20 protein-coding genes, 4 tRNA genes and 2 pseudogenes are annotated in these 25282 nt (G+C 30.9%); 17 read left to right on the top strand and 9 right to left on the bottom strand.

Going from position 1 to position 25282, the window contains the following annotated elements:
- Nucleotides 1–182: 182 nt before the first annotated feature.
- The 5 genes from ACYEKI_RS19310 to tamL form a co-directional block, all read right to left on the bottom strand.
- Nucleotides 183–2354 carry a polyribonucleotide nucleotidyltransferase gene (locus tag ACYEKI_RS19310; RefSeq protein ID WP_459212851.1) on the bottom strand — a complete coding sequence of 724 codons (2172 nt, stop codon included), beginning with the start codon at nucleotides 2352–2354 and terminating at the stop codon, nucleotides 183–185.
- Nucleotides 2355–2512: 158 nt separating this feature from the next.
- Nucleotides 2513–2782, bottom strand: a complete 270-nt coding sequence (rpsO, locus tag ACYEKI_RS19305) for a 30S ribosomal protein S15 (protein ID WP_459212850.1) — start codon at nucleotides 2780–2782, stop codon at nucleotides 2513–2515.
- A gap of 326 nt (nucleotides 2783–3108) precedes the next feature.
- Complete coding sequence (gene accD / locus ACYEKI_RS19300) at nucleotides 3109–3972, bottom strand: acetyl-CoA carboxylase, carboxyltransferase subunit beta (RefSeq protein ID WP_459212849.1); 864 nt, start codon at nucleotides 3970–3972, stop codon at nucleotides 3109–3111.
- A 77-nt stretch (nucleotides 3973–4049) separates the two neighbouring features.
- The gene (gene fbaA, locus ACYEKI_RS19295) at nucleotides 4050–5117 is read right to left on the bottom strand and encodes a class II fructose-bisphosphate aldolase (RefSeq protein WP_459212848.1); all 1068 of its coding nucleotides are present in this window, start codon (nucleotides 5115–5117) and stop codon (nucleotides 4050–4052) included.
- Between the two features lie 128 nt (nucleotides 5118–5245).
- Nucleotides 5246–7792, bottom strand: a complete 2547-nt coding sequence (gene tamL / locus ACYEKI_RS19290; protein ID WP_459212847.1) for a translocation and assembly module lipoprotein TamL — start codon at nucleotides 7790–7792, stop codon at nucleotides 5246–5248.
- Between the two features lie 50 nt (nucleotides 7793–7842).
- On the opposite strand from tamL, the gene ACYEKI_RS19285 reads away from it, so the two are divergent.
- Nucleotides 7843–8583 carry a TrmH family RNA methyltransferase gene (locus ACYEKI_RS19285; RefSeq protein WP_459212846.1) on the top strand — a complete coding sequence of 247 codons (741 nt, stop codon included), beginning with the start codon at nucleotides 7843–7845 and terminating at the stop codon, nucleotides 8581–8583.
- Between the two features lie 49 nt (nucleotides 8584–8632).
- Here ACYEKI_RS19285 and porT read toward each other — a convergent pair whose 3' ends face one another.
- Both porT and ubiE read right to left on the bottom strand, forming a co-directional pair.
- Nucleotides 8633–9328 (bottom strand): type IX secretion/gliding motility protein PorT/SprT, encoded by a 696-nt coding sequence (porT, locus tag ACYEKI_RS19280; protein ID WP_459212845.1) that lies wholly within the window; start codon nucleotides 9326–9328, stop codon nucleotides 8633–8635.
- A 4-nt stretch (nucleotides 9329–9332) separates the two neighbouring features.
- Nucleotides 9333–10061 carry a bifunctional demethylmenaquinone methyltransferase/2-methoxy-6-polyprenyl-1,4-benzoquinol methylase UbiE gene (gene ubiE / locus ACYEKI_RS19275; protein ID WP_459212844.1) on the bottom strand — a complete coding sequence of 243 codons (729 nt, stop codon included), beginning with the start codon at nucleotides 10059–10061 and terminating at the stop codon, nucleotides 9333–9335.
- A 363-nt stretch (nucleotides 10062–10424) separates the two neighbouring features.
- On the opposite strand from ubiE, the gene trkA reads away from it, so the two are divergent.
- The 3 genes from trkA to ACYEKI_RS19260 all read left to right on the top strand — a co-directional run bounded on the left by trkA (nucleotide 10425) and on the right by ACYEKI_RS19260 (nucleotide 16017).
- Nucleotides 10425–11774 carry a Trk system potassium transporter TrkA gene (trkA, locus tag ACYEKI_RS19270; RefSeq protein WP_459212843.1) on the top strand — a complete coding sequence of 450 codons (1350 nt, stop codon included), beginning with the start codon at nucleotides 10425–10427 and terminating at the stop codon, nucleotides 11772–11774.
- Nucleotides 11774–13270: a TrkH family potassium uptake protein gene (locus ACYEKI_RS19265; RefSeq protein WP_459212842.1), complete on the top strand. Its 1497-nt coding sequence runs from the start codon at nucleotides 11774–11776 to the stop codon at nucleotides 13268–13270. The genes trkA and ACYEKI_RS19265 overlap by 1 nt, the downstream gene beginning before the upstream one ends.
- A 479-nt stretch (nucleotides 13271–13749) precedes the next feature.
- Entirely contained in the window at nucleotides 13750–16017 is a 2268-nt protein-coding gene (locus tag ACYEKI_RS19260; RefSeq protein WP_459212841.1) for a S9 family peptidase, read from the top strand.
- A gap of 63 nt (nucleotides 16018–16080) precedes the next feature.
- Here ACYEKI_RS19260 and ACYEKI_RS19255 read toward each other — a convergent pair.
- Nucleotides 16081–16545 (bottom strand): annotated as a pseudogene (locus tag ACYEKI_RS19255) (transposase family protein); the annotation flags it as partial.
- Nucleotides 16546–16707: 162 nt separating this feature from the next.
- Between ACYEKI_RS19255 and ACYEKI_RS19250 the strand changes: the two are divergent.
- Nucleotides 16708–17646 carry a hypothetical protein gene (locus ACYEKI_RS19250; protein WP_459212840.1) on the top strand — a complete coding sequence of 313 codons (939 nt, stop codon included), beginning with the start codon at nucleotides 16708–16710 and terminating at the stop codon, nucleotides 17644–17646.
- A 983-nt stretch (nucleotides 17647–18629) separates the two neighbouring features.
- Here ACYEKI_RS19250 and ACYEKI_RS19245 read toward each other — a convergent pair.
- Nucleotides 18630–19472: pseudogene (locus ACYEKI_RS19245) on the bottom strand (IS982 family transposase).
- 271 nt (nucleotides 19473–19743) lie between these two features.
- Here ACYEKI_RS19245 and idi point away from each other — a divergent pair.
- The 12 genes from idi (at nucleotide 19744) to ACYEKI_RS19185 (ending at nucleotide 25237) form a co-directional block, all read left to right on the top strand.
- Entirely contained in the window at nucleotides 19744–20262 is a 519-nt protein-coding gene (gene idi, locus ACYEKI_RS19240) for an isopentenyl-diphosphate Delta-isomerase (RefSeq protein WP_459212839.1), read from the top strand.
- Nucleotides 20259–20669, top strand: coding sequence for a 6-pyruvoyl trahydropterin synthase family protein (locus tag ACYEKI_RS19235; protein ID WP_459212838.1), 411 nt, complete (start codon nucleotides 20259–20261; stop codon nucleotides 20667–20669). The genes idi and ACYEKI_RS19235 overlap by 4 nt, the downstream gene beginning before the upstream one ends.
- Nucleotides 20670–20672: 3 nt before the next feature.
- On the top strand, nucleotides 20673–21134 hold the full coding sequence (locus ACYEKI_RS19230; protein ID WP_459212837.1) for a peroxiredoxin: 462 nt from the start codon (nucleotides 20673–20675) through the stop codon (nucleotides 21132–21134).
- Entirely contained in the window at nucleotides 21124–22104 is a 981-nt protein-coding gene (locus tag ACYEKI_RS19225) for a type I phosphomannose isomerase catalytic subunit (protein WP_459212836.1), read from the top strand. The genes ACYEKI_RS19230 and ACYEKI_RS19225 overlap by 11 nt, the downstream gene beginning before the upstream one ends.
- Before the next feature lie 127 nt (nucleotides 22105–22231).
- The gene (locus ACYEKI_RS19220) at nucleotides 22232–22498 is read left to right on the top strand and encodes a hypothetical protein (protein ID WP_459212835.1); all 267 of its coding nucleotides are present in this window, start codon (nucleotides 22232–22234) and stop codon (nucleotides 22496–22498) included.
- Nucleotides 22499–22553: 55 nt separating this feature from the next.
- Nucleotides 22554–22627: transfer RNA gene (locus ACYEKI_RS19215), tRNA-Thr, on the top strand.
- Nucleotides 22628–22721: 94 nt separating this feature from the next.
- A tRNA-Thr gene (locus ACYEKI_RS19210) sits at nucleotides 22722–22795 on the top strand.
- A gap of 94 nt (nucleotides 22796–22889) precedes the next feature.
- A tRNA-Thr gene (locus tag ACYEKI_RS19205) sits at nucleotides 22890–22963 on the top strand.
- A gap of 94 nt (nucleotides 22964–23057) precedes the next feature.
- Nucleotides 23058–23131: transfer RNA gene (locus ACYEKI_RS19200), tRNA-Thr, on the top strand.
- Nucleotides 23132–23367: 236 nt separating this feature from the next.
- Nucleotides 23368–24741 carry an MATE family efflux transporter gene (locus ACYEKI_RS19195; protein WP_459212834.1) on the top strand — a complete coding sequence of 458 codons (1374 nt, stop codon included), beginning with the start codon at nucleotides 23368–23370 and terminating at the stop codon, nucleotides 24739–24741.
- A gap of 85 nt (nucleotides 24742–24826) precedes the next feature.
- The gene (locus ACYEKI_RS19190; RefSeq protein WP_459212833.1) at nucleotides 24827–25006 is read left to right on the top strand and encodes a hypothetical protein; all 180 of its coding nucleotides are present in this window, start codon (nucleotides 24827–24829) and stop codon (nucleotides 25004–25006) included.
- Nucleotides 25007–25048: 42 nt separating this feature from the next.
- On the top strand, nucleotides 25049–25237 hold the full coding sequence (locus tag ACYEKI_RS19185) for a hypothetical protein (protein WP_459212832.1): 189 nt from the start codon (nucleotides 25049–25051) through the stop codon (nucleotides 25235–25237).
- The last annotated feature ends 45 nt before the right edge of the window (nucleotides 25238–25282 follow it).

The following is a 25282-nucleotide window of genomic DNA, read 5'->3' as shown; positions in this document are numbered from 1 at the left end:
TTTGATGAGTTGTGTTTTATGTTAAATGTGTGATATTCAGGGTTGAAACTAAAAGTTTTGATTTACCCTATAGTCTTATGATTTTAAAAAGGTTGCGTATAAATGAATTATTTTTCAAATAGTAATAAAAAAAAGCACTTTCTATTAGAAAGTGCTTTTGAGAATTATGATAAAAAAGTTTTTTAATTTTCTTTTTTAGTTTCTTTTGGTTGCGAATTTTTTCTTGGTTTATCTTCACGTGGTGGACGTGGTAATAAAGCCTTTCTAGAAACTTTTTCTTTTCTAGTTTTAGGATCAACACCAAAATACTTTACATCAATAACATCACCTAGATTAACTACATCGGTTACATTATTTGTACGTTCCCAAGCCAACTCAGAGATGTGTAATAAAACTTCATTCCCAGGAGCTTCGGTATACTCTACTACAGCACCAAAATCAAGAAGCTTAGTGACTTTAACTTCATAAACGCTCCCTTTTTCTGGCTTAAAAGTAAGTGCAGCTACTCTTGTTAACACAGTATCGATACCATCTTGATTATTTCCAAGAATTTCAACGACACCTACACCCTCTGCTTCAGTAATTACGATAGTAGTTTCTGTTTCTTTTTGTAATTCTTGGATATTCTTTCCTCCAGGACCGATTAAAGCACCAATGAAATCTTCTGGGATTGTTGTAGTAATAATCTTAGGAGCATGAGGTTTAACCGCTTCGTTAGGAGTTTGAATCGTATCAGTAAGTTTTCCTAGAATATGTAAACGACCGTCACGAGCTTGTTGTAATGCATTTACAAGAATTTCATAAGAAAGACCTTTGATTTTAATATCCATTTGACAAGCAGTAATACCATCTTCTGTACCTGTTACTTTAAAGTCCATATCACCTAAGTGATCTTCATCTCCTAAAATATCAGATAATACAGCATAACGCTCACCATCAGAAATTAATCCCATAGCGATTCCAGATACAGGTTTCTTTAATTGTACACCAGCATCCATTAATGCCATAGTACCAGAACATACTGTAGCCATAGAAGAAGAACCATTTGATTCTAATACTTCAGCTACTACACGTACAGTATATGGACAATCATCAGGAATCATTCCTTTTAAGGCACGTTGTGCTAGGTTTCCGTGACCGATTTCACGACGAGAAGTACCACGTAAAGGTCTAGCTTCTCCAGTTGAGAAAGGAGGGAAGTTATAGTGTAAATAGAAAGTTTCTTCTCCTTGTTGTGTAGGTAAATCAATAACATTAGCTTCTCTTGATGTACCAAGAGTAACAGTTGCTAAGGCTTGAGTTTCCCCACGAGTAAAGATAGAAGATCCGTGAGTAGAAGGTAAGTAATCTACTTCACACCAGATTGGTCTTATATCTGTAGTTTTACGACTATCAAGACGTAATCCTTCATTTAATACTAAATCACGTACAGCAGCTTTATGTGCTGCGCTAAAATATTTAGAGATTAAATCTCCTTTTTCTTCTAATTCTTCTTCAGTAAAAGTAGCTTGAATTTCTTCTTTTACAAGAGAGAAAGCTTCACCACGTTCTTTTTTTGATGACCCAGCTTTGGCTATAGCATAACATTTGTCATAAGCCATTTCGCGAACCTTAGTTTCAAGATCTTCGTCTTTTTCTTCTGGTTCATATTCGCGAGTTTCTTTTTTACCTACAGCTTCAGCAAGACGTACTTGCGCTTCACATTGAATTTTGATAGCGTCGTGAGCAACTTTGATAGCAGCTACCATTTCTTCTTCAGAAACTTCATCCATTTCTCCTTCTACCATAGCAACAGAATCAGCAGAAGCACCTACCATTAAATCCATATCAGCATTTTCAAGTTGCTCAAAACTTGGATTAACGATAAACTCACCATCAACTCTTGCTACTCTTACCTCAGAGATTGGAGATTCAAATGGGATATCTGATAATTGAAGTGCTGCAGAAGCTGCTAAACCAGCTAACGCATCAGGCATTACATTAGGATCATGAGACATTAATTGAATCATGATTTGTGTTTCTGCATGATAATCTTTTGGGAAAAGAGGACGTAGTACACGATCTACAAGACGCATTGTTAAAATCTCTTCAGTACTAGGACGAGCTTCCCTCTTAAAGAAACCACCAGGAAATCTTCCTGCAGCTGCAAATTTTTCGCGATAATCTACCGTAAGTGGTAAAAAATCAATTCCTGGGCTTGCAGATCTAGCTGAAACTACTGTAGCAAGTAGCATAGCATCTCCCATTCTTACAACAACAGAACCATCTGCTTGTTTTGCTAGTTTTCCAGTTTCGAGTGAGATTGTTCTTCCATCTCCTAACTCAATAACTTCATTGAAAGTTTGTGGAATCATATATTTTTTTTCTAATTATACAATGGTCGTTGTGTTGTTGTAGTGGTATGACCAATGAAAAACTACCCTAGTTTACCATTTAGGGTGATATATTGTTAATGACTTTGTTTTATCTTTCTAATATTGAAATAAAAAAGGGGCACAAAGCCCCTCGAAAATTATTTTCTTAATCCTAATTCTTTTACGATAGCACGGTATCTCATGATATCCTTGTTCTTTAAGTAGTCAAGTAAATCTCTACGCTTACCAACTAACTTTACTAGAGAACGCTCTGTATTATAATCTTTACGATTCTTTTTTAAGTGCTCTGTTAAGTGTGAAATTCTGAAAGTGAATAAAGCGATTTGTCCTTCTGCAGATCCAGAATCGTTCTTTCCTTTACCGTGTTTTGCGAAAATTTCTTCTTTAATTTCTTTTGTTAAATACATTCCAATATTATTTTAAATGATTTTTATGTATTACATATCGTAATAAAGCTGCAAATATATTGTTTTTTGAAAGAATAAATCACTTTTATTACAAAAAATATAAAACTCTTTCACAGTTTTATAAGTTGTTAATTTTTAGATTGATACTGTTAGTAATAACAGTTAGAATATTAAGAATAAAAGCAATATTGTGATAAACTATTAAGTATAGAGAATTATAGGTATTATTGATGTAATAATTTCCTTTTTGCTATTGAGATTTTTTTAAAGTAAAAACCCGATTACTATAATTTGTAATCGGGTTTTTAATATCATATAACTCAAACTTATTGCGCTATCGATAACGGACGGTTAAGGATAAGGTCTAAGTATAAGTTTACTTTTTGTTTTAAATCTTGTCTAGGAGAAATAAAATCAAGGAAACCGTGTTCTTTTAAGAATTCTGCAGTTTGGAATCCTTCAGGTAATTCTTTACCTGTGGTGTCTCTTACAACACGAGGACCTGCAAAACCAATTAAAGCACCTGGCTCAGAAATATTAATATCACCTAACATTGCAAAAGAAGCTGTAGTTCCTCCAGTAGTTGGATCTGTACATAATGAAATGTATGGAATACCTGCATCTGCTAATTGAGCTAATCTAGCCGAAGTTTTGGCTAGCTGCATTAAAGATATAGCAGCTTCCATCATACGAGCACCTCCAGATTTTGAAATGATCATTAACGGGATGTTGTTTTTTAGAGAATAATCTGCTGCACGAGCAATTTTTTCACCTACAACACTTCCCATTGACCCTCCAATAAAGGCAAAATCCATACAAGCAATAACTAAATCATTACCGTTAGATTTCCCTACGGCAGTACGAACAGCGTCTTTAAGATTAGTTTTTTCTTGAGCTTGTTTTAAACGATCAGTATATTTTTTTGTATCCTTAAAATTAAGCGGATCAATAGAAGTTAGGTCAGCATCAAGCTCTTCAAATTCATTATTGTCAAACAGAATTTTAAAATACTCTGCACTACCAATTCGAACATGGTAACCGTCTTCAGGACTTACGTAGAAATTTTTCTCTAATTCTTCTGCATCAACAATTTTACCTGTTGGAGATTTATACCATAGCCCTTTAGGAACATCTTTTTTGTCCTCTGTAGCAGTTTGTATACCTTTTTGTTTTCTTTTAAACCAAGCCATAAATCATACTATTAAAAAAGCTGAAACTTAAAAGTGGTTAGTCTTTTTTGATAAGTTCCAGCTTGGTTGTTCTTATTTTATAATGTGTTTACGTTATTTAAATCTTCAAAAGCCTTTTTTAAGCGACTTTTAAAAGTAAGTTCTCCTTCACGTAACCATTTTCTAGGATCGTAATATTTCTTATTAGGTTCATCGCTACCTTCAGGATTTCCGATCTGCGTTTTAAGATATTCAATTTTTGAAGTCATATAATCACGAATTCCTTCATTGAAAGCAAATTGTAAATCGGTATCGATATTCATTTTAATAACTCCATAACCTATAGATTCTCTGATTTCTTCTAATGAAGAACCGCTTCCTCCATGAAATACAAAGTCGATGTGGTTAGGACCAACATTATATTTTTCTGAAATAAATTCTTGAGAATTTTTAAGGATTTTTGGAGTTAATTTTACGTTTCCTGGTTTGTATACTCCGTGAACATTTCCAAAAGCAGCAGCGATAGTAAATTTATCACTTACTTTACTTAATTCTTCATAAGCATAAGCAACTTCTTCTGGTTGTGTATATAATTTTGAATCGTCTACATCACTATTGTCTACACCATCTTCTTCACCACCTGTGATTCCTAGTTCGATCTCCAAAGTCATACCCATTTTGCTCATTCGAGTTAAATACTCTTTACAGATCTCGATATTTTCTTCTAAAGACTCTTCAGAAAGATCTATCATATGAGAACTGTATAATGGTTTACCTGTTTCTTTGTAAAATGCTTCTCCAGCATCTAATAATCCATCAATCCAAGGAAGTAATTTTTTTGCACAGTGATCTGTATGTAAAATAACAGGAACACTATAAGCTTCGGCCATTAAATGAACGTGTTTAGCTCCAGCTACAGCTCCTGCAATAGCTGCTTTTTGTCCATCGTTTGATAATCCTTTACCGGCATTGAATTGCGCACCTCCATTAGAAAATTGAATGATAACTGGCGAATTAATCTCAGCGGCAGTTTCTAATACGGCGTTGATAGAATTAGATCCAATTACATTAACAGCAGGTAAAGCAAATCCTTTTTCTTTGGCATAATTAAAGATAGCTTGTACTTCATCTCCTGTTGCAACTCCTGGTTTGATGTTGTGACTCATAATTTAGTTTTGGTTTATAAGCTCACAAAAATAATAAAATTTAATGTAATGGATTTTATAAAAGATATTAATTCCCTTGAAAAACACAGGAATTGCTATGTATGCATAATAAATGCATTGCTTGATTTTTAAAATGGGTAGTTGATCCCTACATTATATACAGCTTTTGATAAATTATAGCCTTTAAACCAGCGTTGATCTTCGTTATTTGCTGGATTAAACGTTTTAAAACCTACATCAAATCGTATTACAAAGAAGTTAAAATCATAACGTAAACCTAGACCACTTCCTACAGCAATTTCTTGAATATCATCTAGTTTTGTAAAGGTGGCGCTTTCTTCTTCTACATTGTCTAATACATTCCAGATGTTTCCTGCATCGACAAAAAATGCTCCGTGAAGAGATCCTAATAAATTATAACGGTATTCTAGATTTGCAGCAATTTTTAGATTAGCTTCATTAAATTCATTAAGTCCGCCACTACTACCTGGACCTAACTCATAAGCAACCCAAGCACGATTATCGTTAGGACCACCTCCAAAGAAACTTCGAGTAAAAGGTATATTATTGGCATTTCCATAAGGAATGGCAATACCCCCAGATGCTCTAAAAGCTAGAACTTTTCGTTTACCTAAATCCCAATGTTTGATATAATCGATTTCTGTTTTTGCATATTGAGAAAACTCAACACCAAAAATTTCATAACGATCATTATCGTTTCTTTGTAAACTTGTAAGATTTGCAATACCTGATAATACATTACCAGCTAACTCTAGCTTAACGCGAAATCTAGAGAAATTTTCATCATAAATATTTTCTCGATTATTATGAATAAAAGTATAATTAGAGGCAAAAATTAAATTGTCTTCTGTCAATCTATTTTTACGTTCGTTAATACTGCTAATTTGAAATAAATCATCGGCTGTTAATGCCTCAGGAGGATTGTTACCTAGTGCATCAATGATAAAGCTATTAGCTCCTCTAGGAATTGATAAATTTCCGTTATCGTCAAGAAAAGCATCATTAAGTTGGTTTGAAGGTAGGTTTAAAGCAATAGAGTTTAAACGTGAATAAGAATTATTATATACATTAAAATAATTACTAGTGTTTAAGTTTCTAACGTATTGCGCATTAATAATATCAAACTGATTAGTAATAGCTTTACTAGGTGTCCATTTATAACTGAAAATTCCAGAAGCATTTTGCTTGTCCAAACCAATATTTTGCTGTGTACTAATACCTACAGTAAGACTGGTTTTGGGAGAAGAATGTTTAGGAATAAGATTGTTTGTATTTATAGGAAACAAGATCTTAGGAAACGTAAGTTTTAAGTCGGTACCAATTTCTGAAATATTAAAAAAGCGACTGTCACTTAGTGTTGCATCTCTTGAAGAACCGACACTTCCTCTTGCAGATATTTCTAAAGTTTCTGCACCGTGAAATAAATTTCTAAACGTAAAAGAACCACCAAAACCAATTCCGAAATTTTGAATTGTAGATGTAGAAACATCAAACTCAAAATTAGCACTATATTTTTTTCTTGGTGTTAATAATACATTAGCAATAAGACTAGTTTGAGTTGAATCTTTAGGATCTAATTCGTATCTAATATTAGGATATTTAAATGTACGTAAATTGTTTATTTGGTTATATGTGAGCGTGCGATCACTATCTTTAAAAATATCTCCAGGAGTTATTAATACTGCATTTGTAAGTGCTTTGCGATTAAAACGAATTTTATCATAGCTATAGAGATGATATCCTTTATAATTTGTACTATCTTTAATAGGATTATCTTTATTCTTATAGGTATAGTCAGTAAAAATATTTACACGACTTATTTTGTGTACTTTAAACGGTACTTTATAAGATTCATGTCCTTCTGTAATTTGTCGGTCAGAAATAAGAACGTTTAAATTGACCTTATGATTGGTATTAACCGTATCAGCATCAAATTTTATAAATTCTTTTTCAAAATGATATAATCCAGAATTTCTAAACAAAGAAGTAAGACGATTTCTTTCGGATTCTATATTTGAAGTTTTGTATTGTTCACCCTTAACAATAGGAGAATTATTTTTATGAACATTATATAAAGAATCAACTACTGTAGATGCAATACGAGTACCTATAGAATCTATGAAATAAGGTTTCTTAGGAGTAATAGAATATTCAATTTTTGCCTTTTTATTTTTTTGAGGAACGATTTTATAATCAGTAGAAACGTTAAACCATCCATTGTGAAAATAATAAGCTTGAAGACGTTTTGCAGATCTTTTGGCTTTGGCTTCATTGATAATAACAGGAGCTTCTCCAGTTTCTTTAAGCCAATTATTAAAATTAGTATACGAAGTTCCTAAACGATTAACTTGCTTTTTTGATAAGAAATTTACCAAACGGTCATAACGCTTAGGTTTTTTGTATAACCAGTTTGTAAATGAAGAATCAGGATGTTCTTTTGCCAAATTATATATGTGTAATCTAAAAGGAGTACCAAATAATGTAGAATTAGGCTTTTGTAATAATTGATTGGTTAAAGCTTCTTCTTTTGATTTTTTTTCATCAACTAGAATTTTATTATCTATTAAAAGATATTCGTCTTCATTAACTCTCTTAACTGCATTACATGAGATAAAAAATACTCCCAGTATAAGAATAAGTAATATTTTTGTCAAAAATTGTTTCAAATGGCCTGAATTAATGAGGTCAAAAATACATTATTTGTATGGTTAGTAAAAACCAAAAAAAATTAATCAAGAGTTTAGCTCAAAAAAAATACAGAAAACAACATCGACTCTTTGTAGCAGAGGGTATAAAAGTGATACAAGAATTGATAGATGCTAAGCTTAAGCTAAAATCTTTGTATTGTAGTAACGGTGTTGAATTTAAGAATGTTGCAAGAGATCAACAAATAATTGTAGAAGAAACAGCATTAAAACAGATAAGTTTTTTGACAACACCACAAAAGGCACTGGCTATTTTTGAAATTCCTATAGGTGAAGAATCGTTAAATGATGGCCTTATTGTAGCATTAGATGATATAAGAGATCCGGGTAATCTAGGTACTATTATTAGATTATGTGATTGGTTTGGAGTAAAAGAATTGATATGCTCTAAGACAACTGTAGATTGTTATAATCCTAAAGTAATTCAGGCTACTATGGGGTCTATTTCAAGAGTAGCAATTCGTTATGTGGATTTACCAAATTATATAGCAGAACAAGCAACTTCTTTGCCAGTGTTTGGTACTTTTATGAAAGGTGAAAATCTATACAAAACTACTTTACCAGAAAAAGGAATCATTATTATGGGTAATGAAGCAAATGGTATATCTAATGAAATAGAGTGTTTGGTAAATAAACGATTAACAATACCACGATTTGGACCTATACAAGAGACAGAAAGCTTAAATGTTGCTATGGCAACATCTATATTATTGAGTGAATTTAAACGCTCTTTTGCATAAATAAAAAAAGCAGGTATTTTACCTGCTTTTCTATTATATATAGATTTTCTTATTGAAATGTAAAGTTGATAAAAACACCTCTTGTTGACATTTTATCAATATTTGATGTATAAGGACTATTAGGGTCTTCATCAGGAACTAATTCGTCAGACATTGCAAAAACTCCTCTTATAGAAGGTGTAAATTTGAAATAATACAAATAGAAATCAATTCCGAATCCTAATTCAAAATAATTAGTATTGGTTTTAGTTCTAAATTGTCCTACACTATTATCATCTGGATTATTCTCATTACTAGATAAGTTTAACGAAGTAGAAATACCACCTACAATAAAAGGTTTAAAGTTATTTAAACGTTTAGTTGAAACTTTTAGTAATAAAGGTACATGTACATAAGTAGATTTAACCTCTCTAAGATTACGTTCTGTAAGATTAGGAAAAGTAAGGTTTCGCTGTGTAAAGACAACCATAGGTTCAAGGCGTAAATCAAGATATTCATTGATACGCATATTACCTAGAAGACCTACATTAAACCCTGTAGTACGTTCGACTAATATATCCTCATCAGGATTATTTGATCGATAATCAAAGTTAAAATCGTAGCTATTAAAACCTAGGATATATCCCCAACTTAATCTAGGTTTGTCTATACTTGGAATATTTTGTACACGTTCTTTAGAAAACAATTGAGCTTGTATAGTCTGTGTAAATAATAAAACAGTAAAGACAATAAAAACTTTTTTCATCATATTATTTTGTAGCAGTATAAATTGTTGCAACTCCCAGAGTTTGTGGAGCATCTTGAACTTCTATAAACCCAATTTTCTTCAAAATATTGTTGAACGCTTCTCCATAAGGGAAAGCAGCAGCGCTTTCACTAAGATATGAATAAGCAGATTTATCTTTAGAAAACAATTTTCCTATAGTAGGTAAAATATACGAAGAATAAAACTTATATCCTTGTTTATAAGGAGTTTTTGTGGGAATAGAAGTTTCCAAAACAACAAAAACACCACCAGGTTTTAACACGCGATAGATTTCTGCTAACCCTTTTTCTAAATGTTCAAAGTTTCGCACTCCAAAAGCAACAGTAATAGCATCAAAGTAATTATCTTCATACGGTAAATTCTCACTATCGGCTTGAACCATAGAAATTACAGTGTCAAGATTTTTTGCTTTGATTTTTTGTTTACCTACTTCAAGCATTCCAGCAGATATATCTAAACCAATAATTTCTTTGGCTTTTGATTGTGCCAAGTTAATTGCTAAATCACCTGTACCGGTAGCAATATCCAAAACACGTTCTGGTTTAGTATTACTTACAATGTTGACAACTTTTTTTCGCCATTTAACATCAATTCCAAAAGAGATCACACGATTTAAGCCATCATAGTTTTGAGAAATTGTATCAAACATTTCTGCAACTTGTTCTTTTTTACTACGAGAAGTATCGTTATAAGGTGTTATTTTCCCTGACATTCAAAAAAATTTTGAGACAAATATACAGTTTTGAATAGGTAATATTCTACAAAACTTGATAAGAATTTATGTTTTGATATAGATGTTAATGATAAGAAGATAAATATATAACAGAAAAATAGTTTATAAATAATACGACTTTAGAAGTGTATCATAGTCTGATAATAGCCAAAAGATAATAGTACAGATCTGATGTATTGCAAAATGAATATTATAATAATATAAGGTATTGTTGTTTTAAAGTGTTGTTTATTAGTGTGGTATAAGTTTTGTGATATGATTTGATAAAGCATAGTACAACTTAGATTTTAACAATAATGTAAAATCTGTTATCTTTGTGTGCTTTTCAATAGAGAAAATTATATGAAAATTATTATCGCTGGAGCAGGAGAAGTTGGTTTTCACCTAGCCAAACTATTGTCCTTTGAATCCCAAGATATCACGCTTATTGATCCTAGTAAAGAGAGAATTAACTACGCAGATACACATTTAGATATACGAGTTCTTAAAGGAGATGCTACATCTATAAGTATACTAAAAGAAGCGCAGGTTGATGATGTAGACTTAGTGATAAGTGTAACATCCAGCGAAACTACTAATATTACTATCTGTGTTTTGGCTAAACAAATGGGAGCCAAAAGAACAATAGCAAGAATATCGAATACCGAGTTTATAGAGAATAAAGAAGAAGTCGGATTTATTAAATTTGGGATTGATGAGCTGATTTCTCCAGAAGCATTGGCAGCTAGTGAAATCGAATTATTACTTAATCAATCAGCTTTTAATGATGGGTATGAGTTTGAAAATGGAGCATTAACAATGGTAGGAACTAACCTATCTGGAGATGCAACTTTTGTTGGTAAATCGGTTAGAGAAGCAGCCGAAATGTTTTCAGAGCTGCATTTTATGCCTATAGCGATCCAACGAAAAGGAACACAATACACTATTATACCTAGAGGTGATACTAAATTTAGAGAAGGAGATCAAGTTTATTTTGTAACGTCTAAAGGTGGTGTAGAAGAATTATATAAGCTTACAGGAAAAGAAAAAGAAGACATCAAAAAAGTGATGATCTTAGGTGGAAGCAAAATAGGATTAAAGAGTTCTTGTTTTTTATGCGACAATAAATTCAAAGTAAAATTAATCGAAAAAGATCGTGAAAAAGCATTTGATTTAGCAGATGAGATTCCTAATGCTTTGATTATTAATGGTGATGGTCGTAATGTGGAATTGCTAGAAGAAGAAAATATTCATGATATGGATGCTTTTATTGCAGTTACAGGAGATTCTGAAACCAATATTATATCATGTCTTGTTGCAAAATCTAAAGGTGTAAGAAAAACTATTGCCTTAGTAGAGAATATGGATTATTTACAGTTATCTCATTCTATAGGAATAGATACATTGATCAATAAAAAATTATTAGCAGCAAATAATATATTTAGGTTTATACGTAGAGGAGAAGTCGTAGCAATGACTAAGCTTAATAATATGAATGCTGAATTACTTGAGTTTGAAGTTAAACCAACTTCAGAAGTAAGTGAGAATAGAATTAAAGATTTAGATTTTCCGAGATCAGCCATAATTGCAGGAGTTATTAGAGATGGAATAGGAGCGATTCCTTTGGGAGATTTTTATATCAAAGCAGGAGATCGTATTGTGGTATGTTGTTTACCTAAATCAATCAAAAAAATTGAAAAACTATTTTTGTAATGCCTAAATTGAATTACAAGATAATATTTCACATTATGGGGCTTTTATTGCTTTGTAATGGAGGGTTTATGATGCTAGCAACGATAATGAGTTGGGCATACAAAGATGGAGTAACATTACAAATCATGTTGGCTTCATTAACTACGATGTTTATCGGGATTTCGTTTATGTTTATTACACGTAAACATAAAAAAGAAATTAACAAGAGAGAAGGGTATATCGTAGTTACTTTTGGATGGATTTTTATGTCGCTAAGTGGTACATTACCTTATATGTTCACTGATGCAATACCCAATTTTACCAATGCCTTTTTTGAAACTATGTCGGGATATACGACTACAGGTTCAACTATTCTAGAAGATATAGAGATATTACCACATGGTGTATTATTCTGGCGTAGTCTTACACATTGGATTGGAGGAATGGGAATTATTGTATTAGCGATTGCTATTTTACCATTACTAGGAATAGGAGGAATGCAGCTTTTTGCTGCAGAAGCACCAGGACCTAGTGCAGATAAATTACACCCTAGAATTACTGATACAGCAAAAAGATTATGGTTGATTTATGTGGGGTATACAGCTATAGAAACACTATTACTTACCGTTGCTGGAATGAGCTTTTTTGATGCGATCAATCATGCATTAAGTACCTTGTCAACAGGAGGGTTTTCTACAAAAAATGCTAGTGTAGCCTATTGGAATGATCAACCTATAATTCAGTACATCATTATTGTATTTATGTATTTAGCAGGAACCAATTTTGTATTGAGTTATTTTGGTTTTAAAGGAAAAGTACAAAAAATACTTAAAGACCAAGAGTTTATATGGTATAGCGTTTTTGTATTGTCGTTTACATTGATTGCAGCTGTGATTATTTATTTTGAGGCAGATGTAACTGCTTCATCAATAGCACATCCATTAGTTTGGGGGGAAGCCGAAGGAGCTTTTAGACATGCATTATTTCAAGTATTAGCAGTGATTACAACTACAGGATTTGTATCGGCAGATTTTACAATGTGGACGATGTTCTTGACGGTATTATTTTTCGGAATGATGTTTCTAGGTGGATCAGCAGGATCAACTTCAGGAGGAGTAAAAGTGGTACGGCATCTTATTATGATTCGTAACGGAATTATGGAGTTTAAACGTACATTACATCCTAATGCAATTTTACCAGTGCGCTACAATAAAAAATCGGTGTCACAAGAAATTGTATTTAATATTTTAGGATTTTTTATACTTTATATGCTAGCTTTTATCATAGGGGCTGTTGTATTAGGCGCATTAGGATTAGATTTTGAAACCGCTATTGGTGGAGCCGCATCATCATTGGGTAATGTAGGGCCAGCTTTTGGTCAGTTGAGCCCAGTAGATAACTTTAATGGTTTACCTATGATAGGTAAATGGTGGTGTTCGTTTTTAATGCTAATAGGACGTTTAGAGTTATTTACAGTCTTGATATTATTGACACCATTTTTCTGGAGGAACCAGTAAATAAGTTATTCTTTCTTTAATCAAGCAAAACTTAATTCGTTTTTTATATGGATATAAACGGTGTTTTTAGGAAATTGTTTGGTATTTAACATGTTATCATGAATCTGTCCATAAATCATAGTATCTTTTGCACTATGTAATTATGGGATAAAAAGATATTAATTTATCCGGATTTAAGTTTTGATTTTCAAATAGATATTCTCTTAGATTGTGGTTGTTTAAGTTTAAATCCAAAACAAATAATAATAGTCAATATTAGTATGGTGATATTATGATCTGCAGGTGATAAATTGAATGAATCTACAATAACTCTTTTATTAGAAATGATAATTTTTTTGACTTATGTTTTCTTTAACATAAAGAAAAGATTTCATTAACAATAACAAGTAAAATTGGCAAATTTAAACTTACTATTAGATAATTTTATACTACTGTAAAGCCGTAAAATGCAATATCTTAAATCATAAATAAAAAATGATATGTATTGTAAAAGGAATATAGTTTTAATACTAGGACTATTAGTTTCATTAATAGGCTACTCACAAAAAAAGACTACAAAAAAAGATTATCAACGAGCGACATCATTTCTTTGGGAAAACCTGAATAATAACAAAGTATTTAACACCTATATACGACCATATTGGGCAGAAGATAATTCAGGAATTGCATTTATAACAAGAGATGAAAAAGGGAAATATTTTAAGAAAATTACATTTAAAAATAAGAAAAAAACTTCATTGTTCGATCATCAAAAAGTAGCAACGCTAATAAATAAAAAACTCAATAAAGAGTATTCGGAATTTACGTTACCCTTTAATCGGATTAATTATAAGAATAAAAAAGAGATTTTATTTACAGTAGATAGAAAGGAGTATATTTTAGATTTAAAATCATATAGCTTAAGCGAAAATAAAAAAGAAGAAAAAAATAATGAGTTTGAAACCATTTCACCTGATGGTAAATGGATAGCATTTACAAGAGATTATAATTTGTTTATACGCTCTACTGAAGATGGTACAGAACATCAATTAAGTACAGCAGGTAAAAAGAATTATGAGTATGCAAGTTATTATGGATGGTATGATTTGATGGAAGGAGAAAATGGAGAACGTCCTTCTCATTTTTATGTGAATTGGTCTCCAGATTCTAAATGGATTCAGACAAATATTTGCGACTTACGCCAAGCTGATAAAATGTATTTATTAGATTGGAGTATAGATTCGCTATATCGCCCTAAATTATTATCATATTATAGAGGATCACCAGGAGATACGACTATGGTTCATATGAAACCTGTAGTATTTGATATTACATCAAAAAAAGAAATTCACCCAGAACTCCCTACAAATACACATATCAATGCTGTATCCCTTAGATGGTCAGATACAAACAAAAATGTGTTATATGCAGATTATCAAAATAGAGGATATCAAGATGTACACTTATTAAAAGTGGATGTCGATACAGGAAAGAAGCAAGTTTTATATAAAGAAACAAGTACCACAAATATAGATAGATTTGAATATTGGTTGATAGAAAAACGAAATACTGCTATTGTAGCTTCAGAGAAAAGTGGATGGCAACAGTTGTATACAATAAATTTAACAACAGGAGAAGAAAAACCATTAACACAAGGAACCTATTATATAGATGATATCCTATCTATAGATGAAGAAAGAGGAATAATTTATTTTGTAGCAAACGGAAAAGAAGATATAAACCCATATTATAGTCATGTCTATAAAGTTGATCTAGATCAAAGAAAGACAGTATTATTAACTCCAGAAAAAGCACATCATCAAGCTTTATTTTCACCAGATAATAATTATTTTATAGATAATTATTCTACCGCTCAACAACCTACAGTAACTGTATTGAGGGAAGCAAAAACTGGAAAAATAATAACAACTATGTCTAAAGCTGATATAGAAAAAATTAAAGCAACCGGATGGCAGTCTGCTCAAACATTTACAGCATTAGCAAGAGATAACAAGACAACAATTTATGGAGCCTATTGGGTGCCATCTAATTTTGATCCTAATAAGAAATATCCAGTTATAGATCATACTTATACAGGACCTCATACTCAAATGTTTCCAAGAAGTTTTGGTAGAGCAATTAGTTTAGAAAATCAAGCTATAGCAGAATTAGGTTTTATAGTAGTAATGATTGATGGGCTAGGATCTTCAAGCCGTTCAAAAGCATTTCATAACTATTCTTATAAAAACTTAGGAGGTAACCTAGAAGATCATAAGAGAGCTATAGAACAACTAGCAAAAAAACATAGCTTTATAGATCAAGAACGCATTGGAATTTTTGGACACTCAGCAGGAGGATATGATGCGGCTCATGCATTGTTACAATTTCCAGAGTTTTATAAAGTTGCAGTTTCCAGTTCTGCAGATCACGATCATAGAATGGAAAAAGCTTGGTGGCCAGAGATGTATATGGGATGGCCTGTAGATAGTGTATATCACAATCAATCTAATGTAACTATGGCAAAGAATTTAAAAGGAAAGCTGCTATTAGTTCATGGCGGAATAGATGAAAATGTAAATCCATCTGCCACTTTTAAACTTGCCGAAGCATTGATAAAAGCTAATAAAGATTTTGATTTACTTATTATGCCTAGTCAACATCATGGTTACAGAGGAAAACATAGAGCATATTTTAGAAAAAAGCGATGGAACTACTTTGTAGAACATTTATTAGAGCAACAACCTATTTGGGATTTTGAAGATAAATAGAGTTATATATTAGTATAAATATTTAGCGTAATTATGTCGTATCATAAACTGATTATATAGTTAAGAGAATAATGTTTCAATTCTTTTTCTAGATTTTTTAAACATATAGGTTTGTTTTCTATATAGTTTTTGATTAATTCATATAGAGAGTATTTAATTTGATATTACAGGTATTGAAAAAATCAAGCTGTCGTTTAGTTGATAAATATCCTTTGTCAACAGTAAAGTACTCTTTATCACTATTAAACTTATCAGCTAGTTTTCTTCTAATCTGATTGATAAAAGAAAATAACTTGCGCTTCCTTCTATTATAGATGCTACGCTCTATTAAGGATAAAATAGACTTAGGTAATGCTCTAAAGAGTTGATACTCGTTATCAATACCCATATATTCTGCTGTAAGATTTATTGCTATTAGTTCTTTATCTGAAAGCTTGGGTATACGTATTTGTTTCAAAAAACTGGATTGTATCCCTATTTGGTTTAATACTTCTAAATTATCTCGTAATTTGTAGTAAAGTTATGCATCTTTAATTGTTTCGTGGTTATTACAACTTACTGCAACTTTGCAGTTTGCACAACTTTTTATAAATGCACTACGAGTTAATATTAAAGTTTTATTGTTTTTTTTAGAGAAAAAAAATAGCTTTGAACTTTATTTTAAAATCACAATCAAAAAGTGTATCAATTATGAAAAAAACATTAGTAGTAATAATAATTATATTAAATTTCATAAGTTGTTCAGACGACAATCACATCGAAACTGATTTAGTATGTGATAATTTAAATAATAAGAGACTAGAATTTACTTCTTCTTATCCTGATGAGAATCCGTTTTCAAGATATGTTTATAGCTACGATATAAATGGGAATTTAATAAGTAAATATTTATTAGACAGAGATTATCCTTATCCAAAGGGGACAGATTTTGAGTATGATGAAAATAACCAACTTATAATAGAAGATGAAGGATGGAGTGATCGCACAAGATTTGGTGGAGAAATTAAAGAATATAAGTATAATGTAAATGGAGAATTAATAGAATATAAATATTCAAAATATAGAACTAATGGAGGTTACATAAACGAAAATACGCCTGATGTAGATACTATTCTTCTAAGAAAGATTAGTTATACCTATGAAGATAACTTAATTATATGTAACTCTGACCTTGATGGAAATAAAATGATTATTGGATTAAATGATAATGATAATATTGAAACTTTAAGCTTATTTAATAATGATAGTAGGGGGAATATTAGTTTTGAATATGACTCTAATAATAATGCTATTTCTGGTATAGGTACAATAACTAATAATTCAATTACCGAAAATATAGATATTAGGATATCATATCATTGTACAATAAAACATCCTATAATAAAAATATTTCCATATAAAGCTATTTTAACCAATATTTCGACATCATTAGATTCTTATATAGAAAAAATAGTTGATAATAGTACTAATTACCCTTCTGTAATAGAGTGGTATAGTACAGTGGATGGCTCTGCTACAATAAATTATGCATATGATTTTGATATAGAAGGGTATCCAAACAGAATAGAAACTATGTATTCATTAAGATCATCTAATAATAAAAGAAAATACTATAAATGGGAAAATTAATAGAATAAGCTATAGAATGTGTTTTAATTTTAAGTTGGTTTAGAAAATATGGTAACTTTGATTGAGAAAACCAAACACCTTCTACTATGATAAAACGCCTATGCAAAAACTATTAGAATTGGAGGGAAAGGTTCGTTTATTAGAAAAACAAAAAGCTTTTCGGGAGAAATGAGTATAACAATCTGACAAGAAAGTTGTATTGTTTGATATGATGATATACTTAATAGAAAAGGAATTTAATATTCTTACTTAGAAAAACTACGTACTCACGTAATTATCATGTTTAGATTTAAATAATATAAGAGTATCTCATCCATCTGTGAATTACTTGGGATCAGCAGACAAGTATATTATAGAGCATTTACTTCAAAAATTAAACAACAAAATGTAGCAGGAAAAATTTTTGAATTAGTGAGAATTGTTCGTTTAGAGCAGTCTCGTATTGGAATAAGAAAACTCTACGATATCTTAAAGGAACCATTACAAGGGTTAGGAATTGGAAGAGATTGATTATTTTCACTCTAAAAACTAATCATATGCATACCTAAATCTAAGAAGAGGTATTATATAACTAACAACTTATATCATCATTTTAGAAAATATAAAATTTGATAGCGTATATTACTTATATAGAGACTAGGTAGAAACAGGAAACCTATCTACTAATCAATGATTACTGGCACTTATTCTAAAAAATAAGGGATTCTATGTCTCTAACACTTTAGAAGCGAATAGTTTTATTTAAGCATTAAAACAAACTGTCAAAAATAGAAGGAATTCTAAATAATCATTAATATCAAAAGGTATTGATTACAAACAATATAAAATGTAGTATGACAGAACAAGATGATCCTTATTAGAATGTAAGAACAAAAAGTATCAATGGTATTTTAAAATGAGAATTTTTAATGCATATTGATGGAATAGAACTCAACATAATAAGAAAATTAGTAAGACAAAGTTTTAATATACCCGTAGTGCATTTAGGGTAAATTGATTTTAATATTGTTCAAATTTCTCTTTAATACAAAATAGTTTAAATATTGAATAACAGTTAAGGCAGCAATTTTAGAGAGGATTCTGGTTTTGAATCCATCAAAAGATTTAACATAATTACGTCTTATCATAAACTGATCACATAGTTGAGAGAATAAGGTTTCAATTCTTTTTCTGGATTTTCTAAAGACATAGGCTTGTTTCTTATACTGTTTTTGATTGTTTCTCATTGAAGTATCTAATGTGATATTACAGCTATTGAAAAGATCAAGCAGCCATTTAGTAGGTAGATACCCTTTATCAGCAATTAATGTAAAGTTTTTCATCTGAGCTTTAATATCTTTTAAATAATGATATCATGTACTGATGCAGGGCTAAACTCTTAAATACTCCTTTGACAGAACACACTGCATGTAATTTGTAGCCATAATATGTTGATTTTTGTGAGGCACAATAACCTTGGTTAGGAGCACTATAGTTATTTTCTTTACAAATCTTTGAACGAGAACTTCTGGAGAGCTTACATATTTCTAAGGGCATACTATCAACGATATAATAATCTTCATAAGCGTTGAATTTTTCAGATAGCTGTTCCCTAATCAGATTGATAAAAGAAAATAACTTGTGTTTTCTTCGATTATAGACGTTACGCTCTATTAAGGATAAAATAGATTTAGATAATACTCTAAAGGGTTGATATTCACTGTCAATACCATATATTCTGCTGTAAGATTTATTGCTATTAGTTCTTTATCTGAAAGTTTTGGTATACGTATTTGTTTCAAAAAACTGGATTGTATGCCTATTTGGTTTAATACTTCTAAAATCATCTCGTAATTTGTAGTAAAGTTGTATGTTTTATGTGTGCAATTGTTTGATATTTAGTGGTTTGTTTGTTTGTTTGTTTGTTTTTTGTGAGTGTGCTACGAGTTTTAATATATATAATATTTAAAGCCCTCAATTATCTTGTTATACGTTAACATCTAAACAAATAGACAAATAATAGAAAATCTATAAAGTAGGGTTTAGCAGTATTTTTATTACTTTTATCGGATTATGAAAAGCAGAGGCTATTTCGTAATTTTGAAGCAATACAAAAGAATGGAAGAAGAAAAAGTTATTTTAGTTAATGAACAAGATGAACCTATAGGTTTAATGCCTAAAATGGAAGCTCATGAAAAAGCATTATTACATAGAGCATTTTCGGTATTCATCATTAACGATAAAAATGAATTAATGCTCCAGCAACGAGCAATGCATAAATATCATTCACCGGGATTATGGACAAATACATGCTGTAGCCACCAGCGAGATGGAGAGTCTAATATAGCCGCGGGAAAACGAAGATTACAAGAAGAAATGGGCTTTTCTGTTGCTTTAAAAGAAACAACATCATTTATATATAAAGCTCCGTTTGATAATGGATTAACAGAACATGAATACGATCATATTTTAGTGGGGAGTTATAATGAATCTCCAGTGATTAATCCAGATGAGGTAGCAGATTGGAAATGGATGGATATTGAAGCAGTAAAAATGGATATTGAAAAAGATCCAGATGCATATACAGTGTGGTTCAAGATTATTTTTGAGAAATTTTATTCGCATATAGCCTTATGAGAATGAAAGTATGTAGACGTGCACATTTTAATGCAGCACATCGATTATATCGTAAAGATTGGAGTGATGAACAAAATGTAGCTATTTTTGGAAAATGCAGTAACCCTAATTATCATGGTCATAATTATGAGTTAATTGTAGGGGTAACAGGAGAAGTTGATCCAGAAACAGGTTTTGTAATAGATTTAAAGAAGCTTAAAGATTATATAAAATCAGAAATAGAAGAAGCCTTTGATCACAAAAACTTGAATGAAGAAGTAGTGGAGTTTAAAGAATTAAACCCTACTGCAGAGAATATTGCGATAGTTATCTGGAAGAAACTGAGAAAGAAAATAGATACAACATATGATATAGAAGTAACACTATATGAAACGCCACGCAATTTTGTAGTCTATAACGGAGAATAAAGCATGTTAAAAGTAGGAGATGAGATTCCAGAATTTAATTTAAAAACAGACGAAGGAATCGTATTTAACAGTAAAAAAGAATTAAAAGAACAAGCAACAGTAATATACTTTTATCCTAAGAATTTTACACCTGGATGTACCAAAGAAGCTTGTGCTTTTAGGGATGTTCATCAAGAATTTTTAGATGCTGGAGCACGTATAATAGGAGTGAGTTCTGATAGTGTAAGATCTCATCAGAAGTTTAAAGAAAAATACGAATTACCATTTACTTTTTTGGCAGATACCAAAGGAGAAATTAGAAAAATGTTTGGCATAAAAGCAAATCTTTTTGGGTTATTACCAGGAAGAGAAACCTTTGTTGTAGATGCTAGAGGAAAGATTAGATTGAAGTTTAATAGTATGAATGCTACACAACACGTAGCAAAAGCATTAACCATCATAAAAGAGATCAGTTATGGAGCATAAAGCCTTATCACATATATTAAAGTTTGAACCCATTTTAAAAGAAAAAATTTGGGGAGGAACCAAGTTACATAAGGTATTAAATAAAGCTTCAGAGAATCCTAATATAGGAGAAAGCTGGGAAATTAGTGATGTAGAAGGAGATTATTCTGTCGTTAATTCTGGACCTTTTAAAGGAAAGACGTTAAAAGAATTGTTAGAACAGTTTGGTGAAACCTTAGTAGGAAAAAAGAATTACACTCGTTTTGGAAATAAATTTCCGTTACTAATCAAATTTATAGATGCCAAAGAAGACCTTTCTGTTCAATTACATCCTGATGACATTATAGCCAAAAAGAAACATAATTCTTTAGGTAAAACCGAAATGTGGCATATCGTTCAAGCGGACCCTAATGCTAATATCATCATAGGATTCAATCAAAAAGTGAATCAAGAAGTATATCAAAAACATGTAACAGAAAAAGATATTACAGCTATACTTAATTATGAACCAGTAACAGAAGGAGATACTTTTTTTGTGTATTCTGGGTTGATTCATGCTATAGGAAAAGGAGTAATGTTGGCCGAAATTCAGCAGACCTCAGATATTACCTATAGAGTATATGATTGGGATCGTACAGATGCTAACGGAAATTCAAGAGAGTTACATCAAGAAGAAGCTTTAGAAGCAATAGATTTTACTACAGAAAAAGAATATAAAGTACAGTATAATACACAACCCAATGAGCTTGCTTCTATGGTAAAATGTGAGCATTTCACTACCAATGTAATCGAAGTAGCGCAAGAATTGAGTTTAAATCACGAGACGTATGATTCTTTTGTGATTTATATGTGTGTTAAAGGAGAAGTGACTATTTCTTCGATAGAAAATGAATTTACTATAAAACAAGGAGAAACTGTATTAGTGCCTGCATCAATAAACAATGTAACTGTAAAAGGTACAAAAGGTAAATTATTACAAGTATACGTGTAAAACTAAAGCGTTTTACAAAAAGCAAAGAAATTAAGATGAAGAGAATACTATAATTTAACTATAGATTGTAGGGTTTTCTATGATTAATTAAATATAAAGAATTAATTTTGCACAAAATTATTTAGACATGGCAAATAAAAGAGATTTAAAGAAAGACATCAATTACGTATTCGGAAGTATTATTGAAATGGTATATGCATGGCAAATTAGCAATTCTGGAAAAGACGTAGCAGCTGGTGAAGCAATTATAGATGAGGCAATTGAAGCTTTTGATGGATTTATCTCTAGAGTTAACGTAAGAGATTATGATAATGCAGCTACACATTTTAAAGGAATCAACCAAGATTTAGAAAATGTAGCTACTGCTTTAATAGAAAAAGTAAACGCATTGTAAAAAATGAAAAAGTGCTTGCAGATATAAAAAATGATATTATATTTGCAACCGCAATGCCGATATAGCTCAGCTGGCTAGAGCAGCTGATTTGTAATCAGCAGGTCGTGGGTTCGAGTCCCTCTATCGGCTCAGCAAAATCTCAAGATAAGTTGAGATTTTTTTTTGAAATTTTGTAAAAGCATTTTGCAGATATAAAAAATGATATTATATTTGCAGCCGCAATGCCGATATAGCTCAGCTGGCTAGAGCAGCTGATTTGTAATCAGCAGGTCGTGGGTTCGAGTCCCTCTATCGGCTCAGCAAAATCTCAAGATAAGTTGAGATTTTTTTTTGAAATTTTGTAAAAGCATTTTGCAGATATAAAAAATGATATTATATTTGCAACCGCAATGCCGATATAGCTCAGCTGGCTAGAGCAGCTGATTTGTAATCAGCAGGTCGTGGGTTCGAGTCCCTCTATCGGCTCAGCAAAATCTCAAGATAAGTTGAGATTTTTTTTTGAAATTTTGTAAAAGCATTTTGCAGATATAAAAAATGATATTATATTTGCAGCCGCAATGCCGATATAGCTCAGCTGGCTAGAGCAGCTGATTTGTAATCAGCAGGTCGTGGGTTCGAGTCCCTCTATCGGCTCAAGAAAAGTCTCAATGTAAATTGAGGCTTTTTTTATTTTACAAAAACTACCTGATATATATTCTTTATATAACCTCTTCTAGCAAAGAATAGAAAGTTGTTTCAGAATTATAATCTTTTAACATGTGATGGGAATCAAAGATGGTACCTTGAGTTATTCTTAAAATTTAATGTTTATACATTGATGAGAATAATGGATTTGATTATAAAATAAACAACTCAAAATATAGTATTTTATGGAAACTTCTAAGGATCTAGGAAAAGAAGATGTTAAGTCTTTATTCTTTGCGTATTATAAACCTATTTTAATGAGTTTATTGTCCATAACTATACATCAAATTGTCGATGGTATTATTTTGGGACAAAAAGTAGGAAAAGAAGGCATAGCAGCGATAGGTATTTATGCACCAGTGTTGATTGTTTTTATAGCATTTTGTCTTGCAGTTATGATAGGTGGAGGGATTATGGTTTCAAAAAATATAGGAGCAAAAGATTACAGTAAAGTTCAACATGTTTTTGAGTTTACTACAACAATTGCCATTTTAATAGGTATAGTGGTATCTAGTATAGCTATATTTTTTACAGAAGAAATAGCAATGATGCTAGCAGGAAATGAAAATATGGCCTTATATGAAAATACCGAAGTCTATATGTTTTGGAGTTTTATAGGATTACCATTTTTTCTAGTACGTATTGTATGGGGAGGATTGCTCAATAATGATAATGCACCTAAAATAGCTCGTAATGCTTCTATTCTAGCAGCTGGAGTAAATATCATTTTAGATATATTGTTGGTAATTGTATTTCCTTTTGGCATGGCAGGAGCTTCTATAGCAACAGCTATAGCAATTTTTTCGGCGGTATTATATGTGTTTGTTTATATCTATAGTGGAAAGAGTAGTTTTTCTGTGAAGAATTTCAAATTTAGAGTTCAATATGAAGAATGGAAGGAGTTACTAGCTTATGGATTCCCTTCATGTATATCAGAATTATGCTTCGCATTAGGCTTTTTAGTTATTAATAAGTATTTATTAGATTACGGAGCTTTAGCTGTGGCAGCTTTTGGATTGATTAATTATATTAGTTTTAGTTTTTTACGACTGTTTACTGCGGCTATGCTTGCCATGCAACCTATAATCTCTTTTAACATAGGGGCAAAACAACCAGAGCGCGTATTAGCGATATTAAAATATACATTACAATTTACTATTGTATTAGGTGCAATAGTTTTTGGGATAGGTTATTTCTTTCCAGATATTTTAATACGTATTTTCTCAAATGATAAAACAATAACATTTAATGAATTAGCTAGAACCTCATTGATGATTTACTTTGCATTGTTCTTTGTTGCAGGACCTAATTATGTTTTGGTTATGTATTTACAGAGTATTGGGAAATCAAAACTGGCTACATTTTTTAATATCATGAAAGGATTAGGATTTGTTATTCTTTATATAAATATCCTTCCAGCAATAAATAACTGGGGGCTTAATGGTATATGGTGGGTGAGACCAATTACAGAAATAAGTGTCTTGATATTGATAGTAATATATACTAGATCTCAATATATAAAGTATTATAGTAAAGAAGCTATTCTTAATAAGTTATAGCAGTAAATTTATGATGTATTAACCATAATTATAAATGGGATAAAAATTGTAATATTAATAATTATCAATTTTTAAAAATACAATCATGTTAAAATCAATCCAGAATTTAGGAAAGGTGCTTACTAAAAAGGAACAACAAGAAGTTCAAGGAGGTGGTATAGAAGAATGTCTAGCGTGTTTTAGAGAATGCAGACAATTATCACTTCAAAGAGAAGAATTAGCATTATGTTTTGACGCTTGTCAACTGGAATTTTGTCATTTTTAATATATAACGCAAATCATTTTTAAATAATTTAAAGAAACAATCATGCTAAAATCAATTCAAAATTTAGGTAACCTATTAACAAAAAGCGAGCAACAAAAAATTCAAGGAGGAAATACTATAGATGACTCTTGTATAGAATGTACTAGGCAATGTAGATATAATGATCCACAACATAGTGTAGAATATAGACGATGTGTTGAGCGATGCTTTATAGAAGTTTGCGAATTCTAGTAATTACTAATAGGCTTATTATTACTAATTTTTAAAAATAAAATC

This window comes from Aquimarina rhabdastrellae (genome assembly GCA_947387485.1).
Lineage (GTDB): Bacteria > Bacteroidota > Bacteroidia > Flavobacteriales > Flavobacteriaceae > Aquimarina.
This window is presented reverse-complemented; position numbering and strand designations above follow the sequence as displayed.

Excerpts from the sequence above, each read along its gene's own strand:
- ACYEKI_RS19185 (WP_459212832.1), top strand. The coding sequence starts at position 25,049 with ATGCTAAAATCAATTCAAAATTTAGGTAACCTATTAACAAAAAGCGAG.
- ACYEKI_RS19195 (WP_459212834.1), top strand. The coding sequence starts at position 23,368 with ATGGAAACTTCTAAGGATCTAGGAAAAGAAGATGTTAAGTCTTTATTC.
- ACYEKI_RS19220 (WP_459212835.1), top strand. The coding sequence starts at position 22,232 with ATGGCAAATAAAAGAGATTTAAAGAAAGACATCAATTACGTATTCGGA.
- ACYEKI_RS19225 (WP_459212836.1), top strand. The coding sequence starts at position 21,124 with ATGGAGCATAAAGCCTTATCACATATATTAAAGTTTGAACCCATTTTA.
- ACYEKI_RS19310 (WP_459212851.1), bottom strand. The coding sequence starts at position 2,354 with ATGATTCCACAAACTTTCAATGAAGTTATTGAGTTAGGAGATGGAAGA.
- accD (WP_459212849.1), bottom strand. The coding sequence starts at position 3,972 with ATGGCTTGGTTTAAAAGAAAACAAAAAGGTATACAAACTGCTACAGAG.
- ACYEKI_RS19260 (WP_459212841.1), top strand. The coding sequence starts at position 13,750 with ATGTATTGTAAAAGGAATATAGTTTTAATACTAGGACTATTAGTTTCA.
- trkA (WP_459212843.1), top strand. The coding sequence starts at position 10,425 with ATGAAAATTATTATCGCTGGAGCAGGAGAAGTTGGTTTTCACCTAGCC.
- ACYEKI_RS19235 (WP_459212838.1), top strand. The coding sequence starts at position 20,259 with ATGAGAATGAAAGTATGTAGACGTGCACATTTTAATGCAGCACATCGA.
- ACYEKI_RS19250 (WP_459212840.1), top strand. The coding sequence starts at position 16,708 with ATGAAAAAAACATTAGTAGTAATAATAATTATATTAAATTTCATAAGT.
- ACYEKI_RS19190 (WP_459212833.1), top strand. The coding sequence starts at position 24,827 with ATGTTAAAATCAATCCAGAATTTAGGAAAGGTGCTTACTAAAAAGGAA.
- porT (WP_459212845.1), bottom strand. The coding sequence starts at position 9,328 with ATGAAAAAAGTTTTTATTGTCTTTACTGTTTTATTATTTACACAGACT.
- ACYEKI_RS19285 (WP_459212846.1), top strand. The coding sequence starts at position 7,843 with ATGGTTAGTAAAAACCAAAAAAAATTAATCAAGAGTTTAGCTCAAAAA.
- ACYEKI_RS19265 (WP_459212842.1), top strand. The coding sequence starts at position 11,774 with ATGCCTAAATTGAATTACAAGATAATATTTCACATTATGGGGCTTTTA.
- ubiE (WP_459212844.1), bottom strand. The coding sequence starts at position 10,061 with ATGTCAGGGAAAATAACACCTTATAACGATACTTCTCGTAGTAAAAAA.
- ACYEKI_RS19230 (WP_459212837.1), top strand. The coding sequence starts at position 20,673 with ATGTTAAAAGTAGGAGATGAGATTCCAGAATTTAATTTAAAAACAGAC.
- fbaA (WP_459212848.1), bottom strand. The coding sequence starts at position 5,117 with ATGAGTCACAACATCAAACCAGGAGTTGCAACAGGAGATGAAGTACAA.
- idi (WP_459212839.1), top strand. The coding sequence starts at position 19,744 with ATGGAAGAAGAAAAAGTTATTTTAGTTAATGAACAAGATGAACCTATA.
- rpsO (WP_459212850.1), bottom strand. The coding sequence starts at position 2,782 with ATGTATTTAACAAAAGAAATTAAAGAAGAAATTTTCGCAAAACACGGT.